The following is a 16,873-nucleotide window of genomic DNA, read 5'->3' as shown; positions in this document are numbered from 1 at the left end:
GGGGCGCAAGGTATTTTTTCGGCCTTGGCCAAGCCCTTGAAAAGACTGGGAAAGGCCCGGGTAGCGGGGGCTGTGGCGAAGTTCGGGCGGCTTGTTCCGGGGAGCCGCAAGTGCCATCCCCGCGCCTGCCTGCGATGCCTTGGTATCAGGCTGGCGAATGATTACAGACAGCGTGGGTGCGGCTGACTAGATTGCAGCTTCCAGGCCCGCTCGCGTCTGGCCCAATAACAATAAAAGAGATCGATCCATGGATAATTCGACTCAAGCGGCAAATGCCTGGCGCATTCTGTTCCTGTTGTTTTTGGCAAACCTGTTCAACTTCTTCGATCGCACCATCCCCGCCATCATCATCGAGCCGATCCGCATGGAATGGCACCTGAGCGACTTCCAGCTGGGGATCATCGGCACCGCCTTCACCATTGTCTATGCCATTGCCGGCTTGCCCCTGGGGCGCCTGGCCGACACCGGCTCGCGCAGCAAGCTGATGGGCTGGGGGCTGGCGGTGTGGAGCGGGCTCACCGCGGTCAACGGCATGGTCGGCAGCTTCTGGAGCTTTTTGCTGGTGCGCATGGGCGTGGGGATTGGCGAGGCCAGCTACGCCCCGGCCGCCAACTCGCTGATCGGCGACCTGTTCCCCGCTCACCGCCGGGCCCGGGCCATGGGCATCTTCATGCTCGGCCTGCCTCTGGGGCTGGTGCTGGCGTTCTTCACCATCGGTGCCATGGTCAAGGCCTTCGACAGCTGGCGGGCGCCGTTCTTCATTGCGGCGGTACCAGGGCTGGTGCTGGCGGTGTTCATGTTCTTCATCAAGGAACCCAAGCGCGGCGCGGCGGAAACGGTGAAAGTGGCCCAGGTGCGGATTGACCGGCCCATTCGCCGGGTGCTGGCGATACCGACCTTTCTCTGGCTGACTCTGGCCGGGCTGACGTTCAACTTCGCCACCTATGCCTGCAACTCGTTCCTGGTGCCGATGCTGCAGCGCTACTTCCTCATGCCCTTGCAGGAAGCCGCCATGGCCACCGGGCTGATCGTCGGGGTGACCGGCCTGGTGGGCCTGACCCTGGGCGGCTGGATCGCCGACAAGATTCATCAGCGGGTAGCCAATGGTCGTTTGTTGTTCGCGGCCTGCAGCCTGATCATCTCGACCCTCGCCACCGGATGGGCACTGCATGCCGGGCGGGTGGAGGTCGGGGTGTTCGTCGCGGTATTCAGTGTCGGCTGGCTGTTTGCCTACAACTTCTATACCTGCGTCTATACCGCCCTGCAGGATGTGGTCGAACCGCGCTTGCGCGCCACCGCCATGGCCTTGTTCTTCGCCGGCCTGTACCTGTTGGGGGGCGGCTTGGGGCCGGTGGTGGTGGGGGCGCTCTCCGACCACTTCGCCCATTCGGCAATGTATGCCGCAGGCGCAGAGCTGATGACCGAAGAGTTCAAGGCCATCGGTCTGCACGATGCGATGTACCTGATTCCCGTGGCCCTGTTCCTGACCCTGCTGTTTCTGTTCCAGGCAGCACGCTGTTTTGTCCGTGACGCCCAGCGGATGAAAGAGGGGCTGGCCTGTGGGAATGCCGCTGATGCCCCAGCAGAGGTGAGTCTGCCGGCGATCAACGATGGTGCAGTGAGCCGCTAGGGCGCGTTGCTGCATTGGCAGGCGACAGGCAAAAAAAAGGCCCGCACAGTGCGGGCCTTTTGTTCAGTGCTGACAACCGGGCTATCAGCCCGCCACCAGCACCCGGATCGCTTCCAGGCGCAGGGCGGCTTTTTCCAGCATGGCCAGGCCCTGTTCGCGCTGTTGACGCAGGGCCACCAGCTCGCTGTCACGGACAGTCGGGTTGACCGCCTGCAGCGCGGTCAGGCGCGCCAGTTCTTCGTCGGTGTCGGCTGCCAGGCGGCGTTGCGCCTCGGCCACACGTTCGGCGTGACGCGGTGCGACCTTGGCTTCGCCGGCGTTGATCTTCGGCGCCAATTGATCGCGCTGGGCCTGGATGAACTTGTTGGCGCTGGCCTTAGGCACGCTTTCCAGCTGGTCGTTCAGGGTCTCGAAGGCGACCCGCGCCGACAGGTCGTTGCCATTGGCGTCCAGCAGGCAGCGCAGGGCAGCCGGCGGCAGGTAGCGGCCCAGTTGCAGTGAGCGCGGGGCGACCACTTCACTGACGTACAGCAGCTCCAGCAGCACGGTGCCGGGTTTGAGCGCCTTGTTCTTGATCAGCGCCACGGCGGTGTTGCCCATGGAGCCGGACAGCACCAGGTCCATGCCGCCCTGCACCATGGGGTGTTCCCAGGTGATGAACTGCATGTCCTCGCGAGACAGCGCCTGGTTGCGGTCGTAGGTGATGGTCACGCCTTCGTCGTCGCCCAGGGGGAAGCTGGCGTCGAGCATCTTCTCGCTGGGCTTGAGGATCAGGGCGTTTTCCGAATGGTCCTCGCTGTCGATGCCGAAAGCGTCGAACAGGGTTTCCATGTAGATCGGCAGGGCGAACTGGTCGTCCTGTTCGAGGATCGCTTCCACCAGGGCGTCGCCTTCGCCGGCACCACCGGAGTTCAACTCCAGCAAGCGGTCGCGACCGGTGTGCAGCTCGGCTTCCAGGCGTTCACGCTCGCCACGGGCTTCGTCGATCAGCGCTTGCCACTCGCCGTCATCGGCATTCTCCAGCAGCGGCAGCAGGCGCGGGCCGAACTGATGCTGCAGGGCGTTGCCGGTCGGGCAGGTGTTGAGGAAGGCGTTCAGGGCTTCGTGGTACCACTGGAACAGGCGCTCTTGCGGGCTGGTTTCCAGGTACGGCACGTGCAGTTCGATCACGTGCTTCTGGCCGATCCGGTCGAGACGGCCGATACGCTGCTCCAGCAGGTCCGGGTGCGACGGCAGGTCGAACAGCACCAGATGGTGGGCGAACTGGAAGTTGCGGCCTTCACTGCCGATTTCCGAGCAGATCAGCACCTGGGCGCCGAACTCTTCATCGGCGAAGTAGGCGGCGGCACGGTCACGTTCGAGGATGTTCATGCCCTCGTGGAATACCGTGGCCGGGATGCCGGAGCGCACGCGCAGGGCGTCCTCCAGGTCCATGGCGGTTTCCGCGTGGGCGCAGATCACCAGCACCTTGGTGCGCTTGAGCATTTTCAGCTGGTCGATCAGCCACTCGACCCGCGGGTCGAACTTCCACCAGCGCTGTTCGTCATCGCTGACGTCGGGCTGGGCCTGGAAGCTGACTTCCGGGTACAGCTCGGCGTGTTCGCCCAGGGGCAGTTCCAGGTATTCGTCCGGGCATGGCAGCGGGTAGGCGTGCAGCTTGCGCTCGGGGAAACCCTGCACCGCGGCGCGGGTGTTGCGAAACAGCACGCGGCCGGTGCCGTGGCGGTCCAGCAGTTCACGCACCAGGCGTGCGCTGGCTTCGCTGTCGCCGTCGTTGACCGCGGCCAGCAGGGCTTCGCCTTCGTTGCCGAGGAAACCGTGGATGGTCTTGTGCGCCTCGGGAGACAGGCGGCCTTTATCCATCAGTTCCTGCACGGCTTCGGCCACCGGGCGGTAGTTCTCGCTCTCGGCGCGGAAGGCCGCGAGGTCGTGGAAACGGTTCGGGTCCAGCAGGCGCAGGCGGGCGAAGTGGCTGTCCTGGCCCAGTTGTTCCGGGGTTGCGGTCAACAGCAGCACGCCAGGAATGGTCTCTGCCAGCTGTTCCACCAGGGCGTATTCCGGGCTGACCTGGTCTTCGTGCCACACCAGGTGGTGGGCTTCGTCCACCACCATCAGGTCCCAGCCGGCGGCGAACAGCGCGTCCTGGGCTTTCTCGTCGTCCACCAGCCACTCCAGGGCCACCAGGGCCAGCTGGGTGTCTTCGAACGGGTTGCTGGCATCGCTTTCGATAAAGCGTTCTTCATCGAACAGTGCCACTTGCAGGTTGAAGCGCCGGCGCATCTCTACCAGCCACTGGTGCTGGAGGTTTTCCGGTACCAGGATCAGCACCCGGCTGGCGCGACCCGAGAGCAGTTGGCGATGGATCACCAGGCCGGCCTCGATGGTCTTGCCCAGGCCCACTTCGTCCGCCAGCAGGACCCGCGGCGCGATGCGGTCGGCGACTTCACGGGCAATGTGCAACTGGTGGGCGATGGGTTGGGCGCGCACGCCACCCAGGCCCCAGAGCGAGGACTGCAGCTGGCGGCTGGTGTGTTCCAGGGTGTGGTAGCGCAGGGAGAACCAGGCCAGCGGGTCGATCTGCCCGGCGAACAGACGGTCGCTGGCCAGACGGAACTGGATGAAGTTCGAGAGTTGGGTTTCCGGCAGGGTGACGGCTTCGTTCTGCCCGTTGAGGCCGTGGTAGACCAGCAGGCCGTCGACATCATCGACTTCCTGTACGGTCATTTTCCAGCCTTCGAAGTGGGTGATGCTGTCACCCGGAGAGAACCTCACGCGAGTGAGGGGCGCATTCCGTAGCGCATACTGGCGGGTGTCGCCAGTGGCCGGATAGAGCACGGTCAGCAAGCGACCGTCCTGTGCCAGAACGGTGCCTAAACCCAGCTCGGCTTCGCTGTCACTAATCCAGCGTTGCCCCGGTTGATACTGCTGCGCCATGCTGCCTGACTCCCGCTTTGAAAAAGCCGACTATCTTAACGGAACGACGCTTCCAGTCCAAAGAACTCTGATCAATCCCCTGGATTAAAAGGTAGCGTACGGCGTGTATTCGTCGGGTGGCGGGGCACTATCGGCTGACGACTGGGTCACAGTTTTGCGACCGATGGCTCAAGTCGCCCATGCCGCAGCCGACAGCCTGCCGACAGGAGACCAATAATATGCTGCCACCGATGCTCCCCTTGAGTGCCGTGCCGATCACCGCCCAGCAGGATCCGATCCGCCAGCGACCGGACATCCCGCCTGTGGTACCGGTGCAGGAAAGCTCCAACGAAAGCACCATCGACCTGCAAAAGCGCGACCCCGAGGAGTCCGCCCTGCTGCTGCGCGAGGAACAGCGGCGCCAGCAACAGAAGCAGCGCCGTGAGCGTGAGGCCGAGGACGACCCCGAAGAGCACCTGGCAGTGCCCGGCGATGAACTGAACGCCGACAACACCGTGCCGGTGGTGCCGTTGATCGAAGATGCTCCGCGCCAGGGCCTGTGGGTGGATGTCGAGGTCTAGGAGCGCTTGTTCCCCGCCAGTTCCCCGAGGGCCTGCAACAGGCGCTCGATTTCCTCTTGTGTATTGAAGTAACTCAAGGCGATCCGGGCAATGTTGCCCAGGCCTCGGGCCTGCATGTCCAGTGGTGTGTAGTTGACGCCATTGGCGCCGATATTGATGCCGCGCCGCGCCAGTTCCTCCTTGAGTGCCAGCCCGTCCCAACCTTCGAGAGTGAAGGCGATCAGGCCCGATTGCTGCCCCGGGCTGCCCAGGTCCTGGAGTTGCAGGCCGGGCAAGCGCTGCAGCTTCTTGCGCAGCGGCTCGCTCAAGGCATTGATCCTTTGCGCAATGGCGGCCACGCCGATGCTTTCGAACTCCTGCAGGGCATTGGCCAGGCCAGCCAGCAGCACCATCGACACTTCACTGGTTTCAAAGCGCCGGGCATCGTTGCGCAGAGCGAAGCCCTGGCCGTCCCAGGGCGCCGACAGCACATCCCGCGGCAGCGGATTCAACTGCTCGAGGAAGCCGGGCCTTATATAGAGCAGGGCCGTGCCTCGCGGGCCGCGCAGGTACTTGCGCCCCGCGCCCTTGAGCACATCGCAGTTGAGCGCCTGCACGTCGCAGGGCACCTGGCCCAGAGCCTGGCCGGCATCGATGAAGTAGGGGATGTGCCATTGGCGCGCCAGTTGGCCGATGGCTGCAGCCGGGTTGATCAGCCCGCCATTGGCCGGTAGCCAGGTCAAGGCGATGAGGCGCACCCGGGAGTCGAGCATGGACTCCAGCGCCGGGACTGAAACCGCACCGTGGCTGTCACAGGGAATGACTTCCAGCTGCGCGCCGGCGGCCACGGCCGGGGCCATGCAGGCCAGGTTGCCGGCCCATTCCTGGCGCCCCACCAGGATCCGGTCGCCCGGCTGCCAGGCGGGCAGGGCGTTGAAGGCCATGCCCCAGGCCGCCGAACCACTGCTGGTAAAGGCGATGGCTTGCGGGCAGGTGTTGAGCACTCGGGCGGCGGTCTGTCGCGCCTGCTCCTGCAACTGGGCGCCGGCCGCTTCCATCGGCCCGCTGTGGGCCTCCCGCTGAAGTTGCCCGGACATGGCGTCCAGGGTGCCCTGGCTGGGCAGGGACCCCCCGGCATGGTTGAAGTGACAGACCCGGGTGCAACCCGGTGTGGCCGCCCGTAGCCGAGCGATGTGGTCCGGGCTCAGGGGCATCACGGCTTGAGCTCGAAAATCCCGTCGACCTCCACGGCGACGCCGGCAGGCAGGCTGGCGACGCCCACCGAAGTGCGGGCATGCCGGCCTTTCTCGCCCAGGGCATTGACCAGCAGGTTGGAGGCGCCATTGGCGACCTGGCCATGGCCCTTGAAGTCGGCGCTGGCGGCAATGAACACCCCCAGCCGGCTGATGCGTTGCAGCCTCGACAAGTCGTCCCCCAGGGCCGCCGAGAGTTGCGCCAGCAGGGCCAGGGCCGCCAGTTCCGCGGCCTGGGCACCCTGCTCGATGCTGAGGTTGTCACCGAGCCGGCCCAGCAGATGGGGATGCTGCTCTGCTTGCGGTGTTTGCCCGGAGATGAACAGCAGGTTCTGGCTCTGGGCATGGTTGACGTAGTTGGCAATGGGCTGGCCGGGGATCGGCAGTTCAAGACCCAGTTGTTGCACTCGTTGCTGCAGAGAGTCGCGCATGGCAAGTCCTCGAATGGAAGGCTTGCAGCATCGGTGTTCAGGCTGGGGGCGACAAACGGATAGATCTAATCCGACGTATCTGAATTTTTCATGGGTCGCTCCCTTGCTCCAGTAGCCATTGGGCGAAGCACTGCGCCGCCGGATTCGCCGGACCTTCGGCGGTCACCAGCCAGTAGCCGATCTGATCGTTGTGCAGAGCCGGGAGGTCGAAGGCATCCACCAGGCTGCCCTGGGCAAGGTGGCGCCGGATCAACTGGCGGCGGCCCATGGCGATGCCCTGGCCGGCCACCGCCGCTTCCACCACGATGTTGTAGTCGTGGAGCATGACGCTGGGGTGAGGGCTGAGGTCGACGGCGTTCTGCCTGCTCCAGTCGTCCCATTCAAAAGGCCGGTGGGAGCGGGCCATCAGCAAGGTGCCGTTGGCCAGGGCCCCGGCCTTGAACGCGGGGCTGCACACCGGTGACAGTTGCTCGGCGAGAAAGCGCGTGGCCTGGACGTTGGGCCAGTGGCCCTTGCCATAGCGAATGGCCAGGTCGACCTCGGCACCGGCCACATCTGCGAGGTTGATGGCTGGTTGCAGCTCCAGCTGGATCTGAGGGTGGCGGCGGCTGAAGTCCGCCAGGCGCGGCGCCAGCCACAAGGTGGCGAAGGAGGCCAGCAGGCCGATGCGCAGAACCTGCGATGGCTCTGCTGCCAACAGCGTCCGGGTGGCTTCGGCGATCTGCTCCAGGGCCGGCTGGATCTGTTGGTAATAGCTGGCGCCGGCGGTGGTCAGGTCGATGGCCCGGGTGCGTCGTACAAACAGCGGCTGGCCCAGGTGCTGTTCGAGTTTGTGCACTTGATGGCTGACCGCGCTCTGGCTGACGCACAGTTCCTGGGCCGCCTTGCTGAAACTCAGGTGCCGGGCCACGGCCTCGAAGGCGCGCAGGGCCAGCAGCGGGGGCAGGTGCTTGGGCATTTCCACATGCGGTTTCCTGTGGGGAGGGGCGGCCATTGTGCGGATAAAAAGTCTTCCCGGCAGCGACTTTATTGCAGTCGCCTTGGTCTGATCACTGGTCAGGTGCGGCGCCACGTCGCATTATTGGCACATTCGCCAGGGCCGCCCACCGCTTCAAGGCGTGCGGCCGATATTGACCACGAGTGATGCAAGCCAAGCCATGAATCAAGACGACAAGCTGATCGACCTGAACGCCGAGCGTGCCAAGCGTGTGCATGATCTCAATGAAAAGCGCCTGAACGAAGTACGCCAGGCATTCGAACACGCCATGCCCTTGGGCAAGGCCAAGAAAAAACCGAAAAACAAACCGAAAAAGCGCTGATCAGGGCGCTTTCTGTTGATGCAAGTCACTTATTCCCCCTTCCTCGCGCCCAGTCATGGGCGACATTGACCCCGGTCAATTTCCCCTGCCTCCTGTTTGGTTAACTTAGCCCCATCGCAACAGGGCAAGAGCAGGAGGCCAGTCATGTTTTTCGACAATGTGGTGATCGCCGGAGTGCTGACTGTCGGCCTCATGGTTCTGTTTTTCGCAGGGTTTGGATTCTTTATCTGGAAAGACGCGAATAAGCGCAAGAAGCCTTAAGTCTTTCCAGGGCAACGAGCACGCAAGGCATTTTGGGCAACTTCGGTTGCCCTTTTTTTTGCCTGCAAGAAAGCTCAAGGCATAAAAAAAGGTGCGTCCCCAGGGACGCACCTTTTTTGTTGCCGGCTGGGGTATCAGGTACCCAGGATCTTGGAGGCTGCCCAGAACAGGCCGGCGGACAGGGCCACGGTCGCCGGCAGGGTCAGGACCCAGGCCAGGAGGATGGTCCGTACCGTTCCGCTCTGCAGGCCGCTCTTGTTGGCGACCATGGTCCCGGCCACGCCGGAGGAAAGTACGTGGGTGGTGGAAACCGGCAGGCTGAAGATGTTCGCCAGGCCGATCAGGCCGGCGGCGGTGATCTGTGCCGACATGCCCTGGGCGTAGGTCATGCCCTGCTTGCCGATCTTCTCGCCAATGGTCTGCACTACGCGCTTCCAGCCGATCATGGTGCCCAGGCCCAGAGCCAGGGCGACAGCCAGGATGACCCAGAACGGTGCGTATTCGGTGGTGGCGGTCAGGTCTTTGCGCAGCTTGTCCAGGTCGGCCTTTTCACGGGCCGAGATGCCTGGCAGCTTGCCGACCTTTTTCGCGGTGTCATCCAGGCAAAGCAGGTAGCGACGCACTTCGATGCGGCTTTCCGGCGACAACGAATGGTAGTCGGAAACGCCCTTGAGGCTGCTCAGGAGCGCGGCGATGGTCGGTTCGGTTTGCTGCGGATTGCAGCGGAACTTGCCCGGCAGGTCGTCTTTCACGCTTTTGCCCAGGGCCAGGAACTCACCCAGGGACTCGTGATTGCGCTCGTAGAACTGGCTCAGGTGCAGGGTGGCGTCGCGGGTGCGCTCGATCTGGTAGGTGGTGCTGTTGAGGTCCATCACGAACTGGGCAGGCACGATACCGATCAGTACCAGCATGATCAGGCCGATGCCTTTCTGGCCGTCGTTGGAGCCGTGCACGAAGCTCACGGCCATGGCCGAGATCACCAGTACCAGGCGGTTCCAGAACGGCGGGTGCTTCTTGTCATCGACCTTGCGGCGCTGTTCTGGAGTCTTGTGCATCTTCGAGATCGGCCGCCACCATTTCAGGCCGATCAGTACCAGCGCTGCAATAATGAAGCCCGCCATCGGCGAGAACACCAGGGAAGCGCCGATGTCGATTGCCTTCTGCCAGTTCACGCCATCCCCCAGGGGAATGTCGCTGAGCAGGGCATTGGCCAGGCCGACACCGAGGATGGAGCCGATCAGGGTATGGGAACTGGAGGCCGGAATGCCGAAGTACCAGGTACCCAGGTTCCAGGTAATGGCCGCGGCCAGCAACGAGAAGACCATGGCCAGGCCGTGGCCGGTGTTGACGTTGATCAGCAGCTCGACCGGCAGCAGGTGGACGATGGCATAGGCCACGCCAACCCCGCCCAGCAGCACACCGAGGAAATTGAACACACCGGAGAAGAACACGGCCAGGTGCGGCGGCATGGCCTTGGTGTAGATAACAGTGGCAACCGCATTTGCGGTGTCATGAAAGCCGTTGATGAACTCGTAGGCGAGGACAAAAGCCAGGGCGAGCAAGAGGCTCACAAGCACCCAAGCATCCAGTCCGCTGAATAAATCGATCATGAAGGTTTTCTGACCCGGTCATAAGGGGGCGCGATTATGCCAGAAAACCCCGCTAATCAATGCACAAGGTGCTCGCCGGTAACATTCTTCAACGAAAAAACTGACCGGGAGCAGAGTTTCCGCACATCCCCCTCAAGCACGGCAAGCCATTGAGTTTATTGGGCACGAGCGGTCAATCCGATGGCCTGGGCGCGGAAATCAGAGGGTTAAAACGCGTGTATGAAATTTCAACCAAAGGGCTTGCCCGGTAGCCTCTCTCGCTGTGGATGGGCGAGATGGCCATGGGCCCGGGGTAACGAGCATCAATGGTCTGCCTGGCCGCCGGGATGATCGGGCGGGCAAGTAGAGCAAGCCCTGAATGAGTCAGGCTGCCAGCATTACGGCTGTTCGGCCTTGAGCTCTTTTTCCATCTTTTGCAGTTCTTGGGTGAAGGCCTGATCGAGAATACTGGCGCGTTTGCGCCAAGGTTTGCGTTCAGGTTCCGGCTGGGCGGCATAACGGGTGATCTCGCCGCCGTAAACTTCCTTGTAACGTTGCTCCTGGCGCTCAAGTTCCGCGCGCAGTTCATCTTTCGTCACAGTGTTACCTAATTGAGTGAAGGTCCAGTCCGGTGCGACGCATTGCTTGCGGGCATCTACACGGAGCTGAAGTCAGTGCCAGTCTGGCCTTGACTTCGAGTCTCTCAAGCGTGCCGTTAATTGCATGCGGCCACGTCACCGGATGAAAACAACTGTCGTAGCAACAGTGTTGTTGGTTGCAAGCGGGCTGGCCGAATCTGGTTAGGGGTCAAGCGCTTGCGGCAGGTGACCGATTACCGTCTCAAGTCACCCGAGAGAGGAGCATGGGGCAACTGACTCCACATTCCTCACTCCGGCAGTATAGCTTCGGCGAAGAATAACTCTATGGGTGGCAAGTTTAAAATGACCAACTTTATTGTGAGCGTTTTGTGACACAAAAGTTCTAATCATTTCCTACACGAGGAAAGCCTGATTCTTACTCCGCTGGTACAAGTCTATATGGGGAGTCTGCATCTTGATGCAAGTGGTCGGTTGCAAAAGACTCGGGATAACCGGGCATTCCACGGGTGATTATTACTATGGTTTTTTGCAATAAACCCACGGGCTCACTGCCGCGGATGCCAGGCTTGGCGGATTGCGATTATCGGTCGATGGTTCGATAATCGCCCAATGTTGCCGGCCCCAGCTTGTGCTTCTTCGCCAATACGGCTTGTAATACCGAAGAATTTCGTCGCAGAGAGCCTGAAATGAACGATCAGATGCGTAATTCCTTTACCTCAGTGGCCCCGCCGATCGTGGCGTCTGCGGCAAAGAGGATTCAGGCGTTGACCGGTGACCCGGATTTCATGACCTCTCTGGCCCGGGGCCTGGCGGTGGTGCAGGCGTTCCAGGAGCGCAAGCGGCACTTGACCATCGCCCAGATCAGCCATCGCACGGAAATCCCCCGGGCTGCGGTGCGCCGTTGCCTGCACACCCTGATCAAGCTGGGTTACGCCACCACCGACGGGCGTACCTATTCGTTGCTGCCCAAGGTGCTGACCCTGGGCCACGCCTATCTTTCGTCGACGCCTCTGGCGGTCTCCGCCCAGCCCTACCTGGACCGCATGAGCGAGCAACTGCACGAGGCGTGCAATATGGCCACCCTGGAAGGCGACGACATTCTCTACATCGCCCGTTCCGCCACGACCCAGCGGCTGATCTCGGTCGACCTGTCTGTCGGCGGCCGCTTGCCAGCCTATTGCACCTCCATGGGGCGCATCCTACTCGCGGCCCTGGACGATTCGTCGCTGCACGAATACCTCGACCATGCGGACCTGCAAGCCAAGACCAGCCGCACCCTGCACACCCCGGAAGCCTTGCTGGAGTGCCTGCAGCAAGTGCGCCAGCAGGGCTGGTGCATCGTTGATCAGGAACTGGAGCAGGGCCTGCGCTCCATTGCGGTACCGGTGTATGACGCTTCCGGCCAGGTGCTGGCGGCGCTGAACGTCAGTACCCACGCCGGGCGGGTCAGCCGTGCCGAGCTGGAGCAGCGCTTTCTCCCCGGTTTGCTGAGCGCCAGCCGCGATCTGAGCGCGCAGTTGTTTGCTTAAGCTGTTCGATAAACGCACAGATACGCCTTTGGCGAATTGACGCTGTTTCCCCTGGCTCATTAATGTCGCGGCAGCGTCATCGGCGGCAAGCTGGCATCTTCGCCCGCCGCTGGTGGCCCGCCCAATAATAAAGAAGAGGCCAACACTCATGAGCACGCTTTCCCTGCGTCGTTGCCGCGACCGTTCCTGCCGTCCCGCTCGCATCGCCTGATATCGCCACCCCTTTAGTGACCTGATCAGCCCTGGCGGCCTGTGCTCGCCTGCGTTTTAGCGTGGAAATAACAACAATGAACCAACCCCAATCCGCTGTAGGGAACTGCCTTGATGTGCAGTCCTTCATCAATGCCCAGCCGCTGTCCCGTTACCAGTGGCGCGTGGTGATCCTGTGTTTCCTGATTGTCTTCCTCGATGGCCTGGACACCGCGGCCATGGGCTTCATCGCCCCGGCGCTGTCCCAGGACTGGGGCATCGACCGCGCCAGCCTCGGCCCGGTCATGAGCGCTGCATTAATCGGCATGGTCTTCGGCGCCCTGGGCTCCGGCCCCCTGGCCGACCGTTTCGGCCGCAAGGTGGTGCTGGTGGGGGCGGTGCTGCTGTTTGGTGCCTTCAGCCTGGCTTCTGCCTACAGCACCAACGTCGACCAGTTGCTGGTCCTGCGTTTCCTTACCGGCCTGGGCCTGGGGGCGGGCATGCCCAACGCCACCACGCTGCTTTCCGAATACACCCCCGAACGCCACAAGTCGTTGCTGGTGACCAGCATGTTCTGCGGTTTCAACCTGGGCATGGCCGGCGGCGGTTTCATTTCCGCCAAGCTGATCCCGGCCTTCGGCTGGCACAGCCTGCTGCTGATCGGCGGGGTCCTGCCGCTGATCCTGGCCCTGGTGCTGGTGCTCTGGCTGCCGGAGTCCGCGCGTTACCTGGTGGTGCGTAATCGCGGCACCGACAAGGTGCGCAAGACCCTGGCGCCGATTGCCCCGGCCATAGTCGGCGAGGCTGGCAGCTTCAGCGTGCCGGAACAGAAGACCGTGAAGGCGCGCAACGTGTTCGCGGTGATCTTCTCCGGCACCTATAGCGTCGGCACCCTGTTGCTGTGGCTGACCTATTTCATGGGGCTGGTGATTGTCTACCTGCTCACCAGCTGGCTGCCGACCCTGATGCGCGACAGCGGGGCGAGCATGGAACAGGCGGCCTTTATCGGCGCCCTGTTCCAGTTTGGCGGCGTCCTCAGCGCGGTGGCCGTGGGCTGGGCCATGGACCGTTTCAACCCGCACAAGGTGATCGGCTGTTTCTACCTGCTGGCTGGGGTCTTTGCCTACGCCGTCGGGCAGAGCCTGGGCAACATCACCCTGTTGGCCACCCTGGTGCTGATCGCCGGTATGTGCGTCAACGGTGCGCAATCGGCAATGCCGTCGTTGGCCGCGCGCTTCTACCCGACCCAGGGGCGTGCCACCGGGGTTTCCTGGATGCTTGGCATCGGCCGTTTCGGCGCCATTCTCGGCGCGTGGATGGGGGCGACCCTGCTGGGCCTGGGCTGGAACTTCGAACAAGTGCTGACTGCCCTGGTGATTCCGGCGGCCCTGGCCACCACCGCGGTGGTGATCAAGGGCATGGTCAGTCACGCAGACGCGACCTGACCGCGGACTACCCTGTAGCCGCTGCCGCAGGCTGCGACCGGGCTCGAAGGGCCCGCTGCTCCTGAAGCGCAGAGGGTTCTTCGAACGTTATCCTCGCCCGCAGCAGCGGCCCCAGAAGGCCGGCAGGGCTGTTGCGGGGTTGAGGAAAAGCAATCGATAGCCCTGCAACAATCTGTTCGATAATCGAACGCTCAGTCGATTATCGGATTGTTTGGGGTTTGGCCCCGGCTTAATCTTCAGTCACTGCGGCGCGCCCAGAGCGCCTTTTTCTCCAGTCGCTGAATAACAATCGGGAGACCCCATCCATGGCTGAAATCCTTTCGCTGCACGACGCGGTGAAGCAATTCGTCAACGACGGCGACACCGTCGCGCTCGAAGGCTTCACCCACCTGATTCCTACGGCCGCAGGTCATGAAATCATCCGCCAGGGCAAGAAAGACCTGACCCTGGTGCGCATGACCCCTGACCTGATCTACGACCAGTTGATCGGTGCCGGTTGCGCTCGCAAGCTGATTTTCTCCTGGGGTGGCAACCCGGGCGTGGGCTCCCTGCACCGCCTGCGCGACGCCGTGGAAAAGCAATGGCCACAGCCCCTGGAGATCGAGGAACACAGCCACGCCGACCTGGCCAACGCCTATGTCGCCGGCGCCTCGGGCCTGCCCTTTGCCGTCCTGCGGGCCTACGCCGGTTCCGACCTGCCCAAGGTCAACCCCCTGATCAAGACCGTGACCTGCCCGTTTACCGGTGAAGTGCTGGCGGCGGTGCCTTCGGTGCGCCCGGACGTCACGGTAATCCACGCACAGAAGGCCGACCGCAAGGGCAACGTGCTGCTGTGGGGCATTCTCGGGGTACAGAAAGAAGCCGCCCTGGCCGCCAAGCGCTGCATTGTCACCGTCGAGGAAATCGTCGACGACCTGAACGCGCCGATGAACGCCTGCGTACTGCCGACCTGGGCGCTGAGCGCGGTCTGCCATGTGCCTGGTGGCGCCCATCCGTCCTACGCCCACGGCTACTCCGAGCGCGACAACCGCTTCTACCAGGCCTGGGACCCGATTGCCCGCGACCGTGAGGCGTTCACCGCCTGGATCAACGAATACATCCACGGCAGTGCCGATTTCAGCGAATTCCAGGCCAAGCTGGCCGCAGCTTCGGAGGCCCAGTAATGACCTACTCCACCAATGAAATGATGACCGTGGCCGCGGCCCGTCGCCTGCAGAACGGCTCGGTGTGCTTCGTCGGCATCGGCCTGCCGTCCAAGGCCGCCAACCTGGCACGCCTGACCTCATCACCGGACGTGGTGCTGATCTACGAGTCCGGCCCGATCGGCGCCAAGCCCAGCGTCCTGCCACTCTCTATCGGTGACGGCGAGCTGGCGGAAACCGCGGACACCGTGGTGCCTACCGGCGAGATCTTCCGCTACTGGCTGCAGGGCGGGCGCATCGACGTGGGTTTCCTCGGCGCGGCCCAGGTCGACCGTTTCGGCAATATCAACACCACCGTGGTCGGCGACTACCACCGGCCCAAGGTGCGCCTGCCGGGCGCCGGCGGTGCTCCGGAGATCGCCGGTTCGGCCAAGAGCGTGCTGATCATCCTCAAGCAATCCTCGCGCTCCTTCGTCGACAAGCTGGACTTCGTGACTTCGGTCGGCCACGGCGAAGGCGGCGATTCGCGCAAGCGCCTGGGCCTGCCAGGGGCGGGGCCGGTGGGCATCATCACCGACCTGTGCATCATGGAGCCGGAAGCCGGTACCCATGAATTCATTGTCACTTCGCTGCACCCGGGCGTGACCCGCGAGCAGGTGGTGGCCGCCACTGGCTGGGCGATCCGCTTCGCCGACCAAGTGGCCGAGACCGCAGCACCCACCGAGGTTGAACTGACTGCCCTGCGTGACCTGGAAGCGCGCACCGCCGCGGCCCATGGCCAAGCCCCTGGAGAAGCCTGATGCGCGACGTATTCATCTGCGATGCCATTCGCACCCCCATCGGCCGTTTTGGTGGCGGCCTCTCGGCAGTGCGCGCTGACGACCTGGCGGCGCTGCCGATCAAGGCCTTGATGGAGCGCAACCCCAGCGTGGACTGGAGCGCCGTGGACGAGGTGTTCCTCGGCTGCGCCAACCAGGCCGGCGAGGACAACCGCAACGTGGCGCGCATGGCTCTGCTGCTGGCCGGCCTGCCGGACAGCGTGCCCGGCGTCACCCTCAACCGCCTCTGCGCCTCGGGCATGGACGCCATCGGCACGGCGTTCCGCGCCATTGCCAGCGGCGAGATGGAGCTGGCGATTGCCGGTGGCGTCGAGTCCATGTCCCGCGCGCCCTTTGTCATGGGCAAGGCCGATACCGCCTTTTCGCGCAACATGAAGCTGGAGGACACCACCATCGGCTGGCGTTTCATCAACCCGCTGATGAAGGCCCAATATGGTGTGGATGCCATGCCGCAGACCGCCGACAACGTGGCGGATGACTATAAAGTGTCCCGCGCTGACCAGGACGCCTTCGCCCTGCGCAGCCAGCAGCGTGCCGCGGTGGCCCAGGCCGCCGGTTTCTTCGCTGAGGAAATCGTTGCGGTGCGCATCGCCCACAAGAAGGGCGAGACAGTGGTGGAGCAGGACGAGCATCCCCGTGCCGACACCACCCTGGAAGCCTTGGCCAAGCTCAAGCCGGTCAACGGCCCGGACAAGACCGTCACCGCCGGCAATGCCTCCGGGGTCAACGACGGTGCGGCGGCGCTGATCCTGGCCTCGGCCGAAGCCGTCAAGAAACATGGCCTGACCCCACGTGCGCGAGTACTGGGCATGGCCAGCGCCGGGGTTGCGCCGCGGGTCATGGGCATCGGCCCGGTGCCGGCGGTGCGCAAACTGATCGAGCGCCTGGGCGTGGCGGTCAGCGACTTCGACGTGATCGAACTCAACGAAGCCTTCGCCAGCCAGGGCCTGGCGGTGCTGCGCGAGCTGGGCTTGGCGGACGATGCGCCCCAGGTCAATCCCAACGGCGGCGCCATTGCCTTGGGTCACCCGTTGGGCATGAGTGGCGCACGCCTGGTACTGACGGCCTTGCACCAGTTGGAAAAGAACGGCGGTAAGAAAGGCCTGGCCACCATGTGCGTGGGTGTCGGCCAAGGGCTGGCACTGGCCATCGAGCGGGTTTGAATGCCTGCCCT

General features: G+C 63.5%; 15 protein-coding genes. 9 read left to right on the top strand and 6 right to left on the bottom strand.

The features are described from left to right. Nucleotides 1–247 precede the first annotated feature (247 nt). Nucleotides 248–1,630 carry a spinster family MFS transporter gene (locus F6S12_RS12360; RefSeq protein ID WP_015634417.1) on the top strand — a complete coding sequence of 461 codons (1,383 nt, stop codon included), beginning with the start codon at nt 248–250 and terminating at the stop codon, nt 1,628–1,630. 84 nt (nt 1,631–1,714) lie between these two features. On the opposite strand, the gene rapA is transcribed toward F6S12_RS12360, so the two are convergent. Continuing rightward, a complete protein-coding gene (gene rapA / locus F6S12_RS12355) occupies nt 1,715–4,564 on the bottom strand; it encodes an RNA polymerase-associated protein RapA (RefSeq protein WP_015634418.1) in 2,850 nt (949 codons plus the stop codon). A 218-nt stretch (nt 4,565–4,782) separates the two neighbouring features. Here rapA and F6S12_RS12350 point away from each other — a divergent pair, with 218 nt between their 5' ends. Continuing rightward, entirely contained in the window at nt 4,783–5,124 is a 342-nt protein-coding gene (locus tag F6S12_RS12350; protein ID WP_011059650.1) for a hypothetical protein, read from the top strand. Here the strand turns inward: F6S12_RS12350 and F6S12_RS12345 are convergent. The 3 genes from F6S12_RS12345 to gcvA form a co-directional block, all read right to left on the bottom strand. Further along, complete coding sequence (locus tag F6S12_RS12345; protein ID WP_315868943.1) at nt 5,121–6,317, bottom strand: aminotransferase class V-fold PLP-dependent enzyme; 1,197 nt, start codon at nt 6,315–6,317, stop codon at nt 5,121–5,123. The two genes, F6S12_RS12350 and F6S12_RS12345, sit on opposite strands and share 4 nt — an antisense overlap. Next, nucleotides 6,317–6,787: a RidA family protein gene (locus F6S12_RS12340; RefSeq protein WP_011059652.1), complete on the bottom strand. Its 471-nt coding sequence runs from the start codon at nt 6,785–6,787 to the stop codon at nt 6,317–6,319. Before F6S12_RS12340 ends, F6S12_RS12345 begins: the two co-directional genes overlap by 1 nt. Before the next feature lie 88 nt (nt 6,788–6,875). Further along, nucleotides 6,876–7,745, bottom strand: a complete 870-nt coding sequence (gene gcvA / locus F6S12_RS12335; protein ID WP_222936899.1) for a transcriptional regulator GcvA — start codon at nt 7,743–7,745, stop codon at nt 6,876–6,878. A gap of 199 nt (nt 7,746–7,944) precedes the next feature. On the opposite strand from gcvA, the gene F6S12_RS12330 reads away from it, so the two are divergent. Next, nucleotides 7,945–8,106, top strand: coding sequence for a hypothetical protein (locus tag F6S12_RS12330; protein ID WP_015634422.1), 162 nt, complete (start codon nt 7,945–7,947; stop codon nt 8,104–8,106). Between the two features lie 144 nt (nt 8,107–8,250). Then, complete coding sequence (gene ccoM, locus F6S12_RS12325) at nt 8,251–8,367, top strand: cytochrome c oxidase subunit CcoM (RefSeq protein WP_015634423.1); 117 nt, start codon at nt 8,251–8,253, stop codon at nt 8,365–8,367. A gap of 134 nt (nt 8,368–8,501) precedes the next feature. On the opposite strand, the gene F6S12_RS12320 is transcribed toward ccoM, so the two are convergent. Together F6S12_RS12320 and F6S12_RS12315 are read right to left on the bottom strand one after the other, a co-directional pair. Continuing rightward, complete coding sequence (locus tag F6S12_RS12320; protein WP_011059655.1) at nt 8,502–9,977, bottom strand: inorganic phosphate transporter; 1,476 nt, start codon at nt 9,975–9,977, stop codon at nt 8,502–8,504. A gap of 377 nt (nt 9,978–10,354) precedes the next feature. Continuing rightward, nucleotides 10,355–10,555, bottom strand: coding sequence for a hypothetical protein (locus F6S12_RS12315; protein ID WP_011059656.1), 201 nt, complete (start codon nt 10,553–10,555; stop codon nt 10,355–10,357). A gap of 686 nt (nt 10,556–11,241) precedes the next feature. Between F6S12_RS12315 and pcaR the strand changes: the two genes are divergently transcribed. The 5 genes from pcaR to pcaF all read left to right on the top strand — a co-directional run bounded on the left by pcaR (nt 11,242) and on the right by pcaF (nt 16,862). After that, on the top strand, nt 11,242–12,084 hold the full coding sequence (gene pcaR, locus F6S12_RS12310) for a pca regulon transcriptional regulator PcaR (RefSeq protein ID WP_011059657.1): 843 nt from the start codon (nt 11,242–11,244) through the stop codon (nt 12,082–12,084). A 287-nt stretch (nt 12,085–12,371) separates the two neighbouring features. Beyond that, nucleotides 12,372–13,718: an MFS transporter gene (locus tag F6S12_RS12305; protein ID WP_011059658.1), complete on the top strand. Its 1,347-nt coding sequence runs from the start codon at nt 12,372–12,374 to the stop codon at nt 13,716–13,718. 305 nt (nt 13,719–14,023) lie between these two features. Then, nucleotides 14,024–14,881, top strand: a complete 858-nt coding sequence (locus tag F6S12_RS12300; RefSeq protein ID WP_011059659.1) for a CoA transferase subunit A — start codon at nt 14,024–14,026, stop codon at nt 14,879–14,881. Further along, nucleotides 14,881–15,660 carry a CoA-transferase subunit beta gene (locus F6S12_RS12295; protein ID WP_011059660.1) on the top strand — a complete coding sequence of 260 codons (780 nt, stop codon included), beginning with the start codon at nt 14,881–14,883 and terminating at the stop codon, nt 15,658–15,660. The genes F6S12_RS12300 and F6S12_RS12295 overlap by 1 nt, the downstream gene beginning before the upstream one ends. Continuing rightward, nucleotides 15,657–16,862, top strand: a complete 1,206-nt coding sequence (gene pcaF / locus F6S12_RS12290; RefSeq protein ID WP_315868942.1) for a 3-oxoadipyl-CoA thiolase — start codon at nt 15,657–15,659, stop codon at nt 16,860–16,862. The genes F6S12_RS12295 and pcaF overlap by 4 nt, the downstream gene beginning before the upstream one ends. Nucleotides 16,863–16,873 lie beyond the last annotated feature (11 nt).

The sequence above is a fragment of the Pseudomonas sp. JV245A genome (genome assembly GCF_032424515.1).
GTDB lineage: Bacteria > Pseudomonadota > Gammaproteobacteria > Pseudomonadales > Pseudomonadaceae > Aquipseudomonas > Aquipseudomonas protegens.
Note: the sequence above shows the minus strand (reverse complement) of the source record. Positions and strands in the feature narration are given on the sequence as shown.

What these genes read in the sequence shown, in the direction of transcription:
- F6S12_RS12360 (WP_015634417.1), top strand. Translation starts at nt 248, where the DNA reads ATGGATAATTCGACTCAAGCGGCAAATGCCTGGCGCATTCTGTTCCTG.
- rapA (WP_015634418.1), bottom strand. Translation starts at nt 4,564, where the DNA reads ATGGCGCAGCAGTATCAACCGGGGCAACGCTGGATTAGTGACAGCGAA.
- F6S12_RS12350 (WP_011059650.1), top strand. Translation starts at nt 4,783, where the DNA reads ATGCTGCCACCGATGCTCCCCTTGAGTGCCGTGCCGATCACCGCCCAG.
- F6S12_RS12345 (WP_315868943.1), bottom strand. Translation starts at nt 6,317, where the DNA reads ATGCCCCTGAGCCCGGACCACATCGCTCGGCTACGGGCGGCCACACCG.
- F6S12_RS12340 (WP_011059652.1), bottom strand. Translation starts at nt 6,787, where the DNA reads ATGCGCGACTCTCTGCAGCAACGAGTGCAACAACTGGGTCTTGAACTG.
- gcvA (WP_222936899.1), bottom strand. Translation starts at nt 7,745, where the DNA reads ATGCCCAAGCACCTGCCCCCGCTGCTGGCCCTGCGCGCCTTCGAGGCC.
- F6S12_RS12330 (WP_015634422.1), top strand. Translation starts at nt 7,945, where the DNA reads ATGAATCAAGACGACAAGCTGATCGACCTGAACGCCGAGCGTGCCAAG.
- ccoM (WP_015634423.1), top strand. Translation starts at nt 8,251, where the DNA reads ATGTTTTTCGACAATGTGGTGATCGCCGGAGTGCTGACTGTCGGCCTC.
- F6S12_RS12320 (WP_011059655.1), bottom strand. Translation starts at nt 9,977, where the DNA reads ATGATCGATTTATTCAGCGGACTGGATGCTTGGGTGCTTGTGAGCCTC.
- pcaR (WP_011059657.1), top strand. Translation starts at nt 11,242, where the DNA reads ATGAACGATCAGATGCGTAATTCCTTTACCTCAGTGGCCCCGCCGATC.
- F6S12_RS12305 (WP_011059658.1), top strand. Translation starts at nt 12,372, where the DNA reads ATGAACCAACCCCAATCCGCTGTAGGGAACTGCCTTGATGTGCAGTCC.
- F6S12_RS12300 (WP_011059659.1), top strand. Translation starts at nt 14,024, where the DNA reads ATGGCTGAAATCCTTTCGCTGCACGACGCGGTGAAGCAATTCGTCAAC.
- F6S12_RS12295 (WP_011059660.1), top strand. Translation starts at nt 14,881, where the DNA reads ATGACCTACTCCACCAATGAAATGATGACCGTGGCCGCGGCCCGTCGC.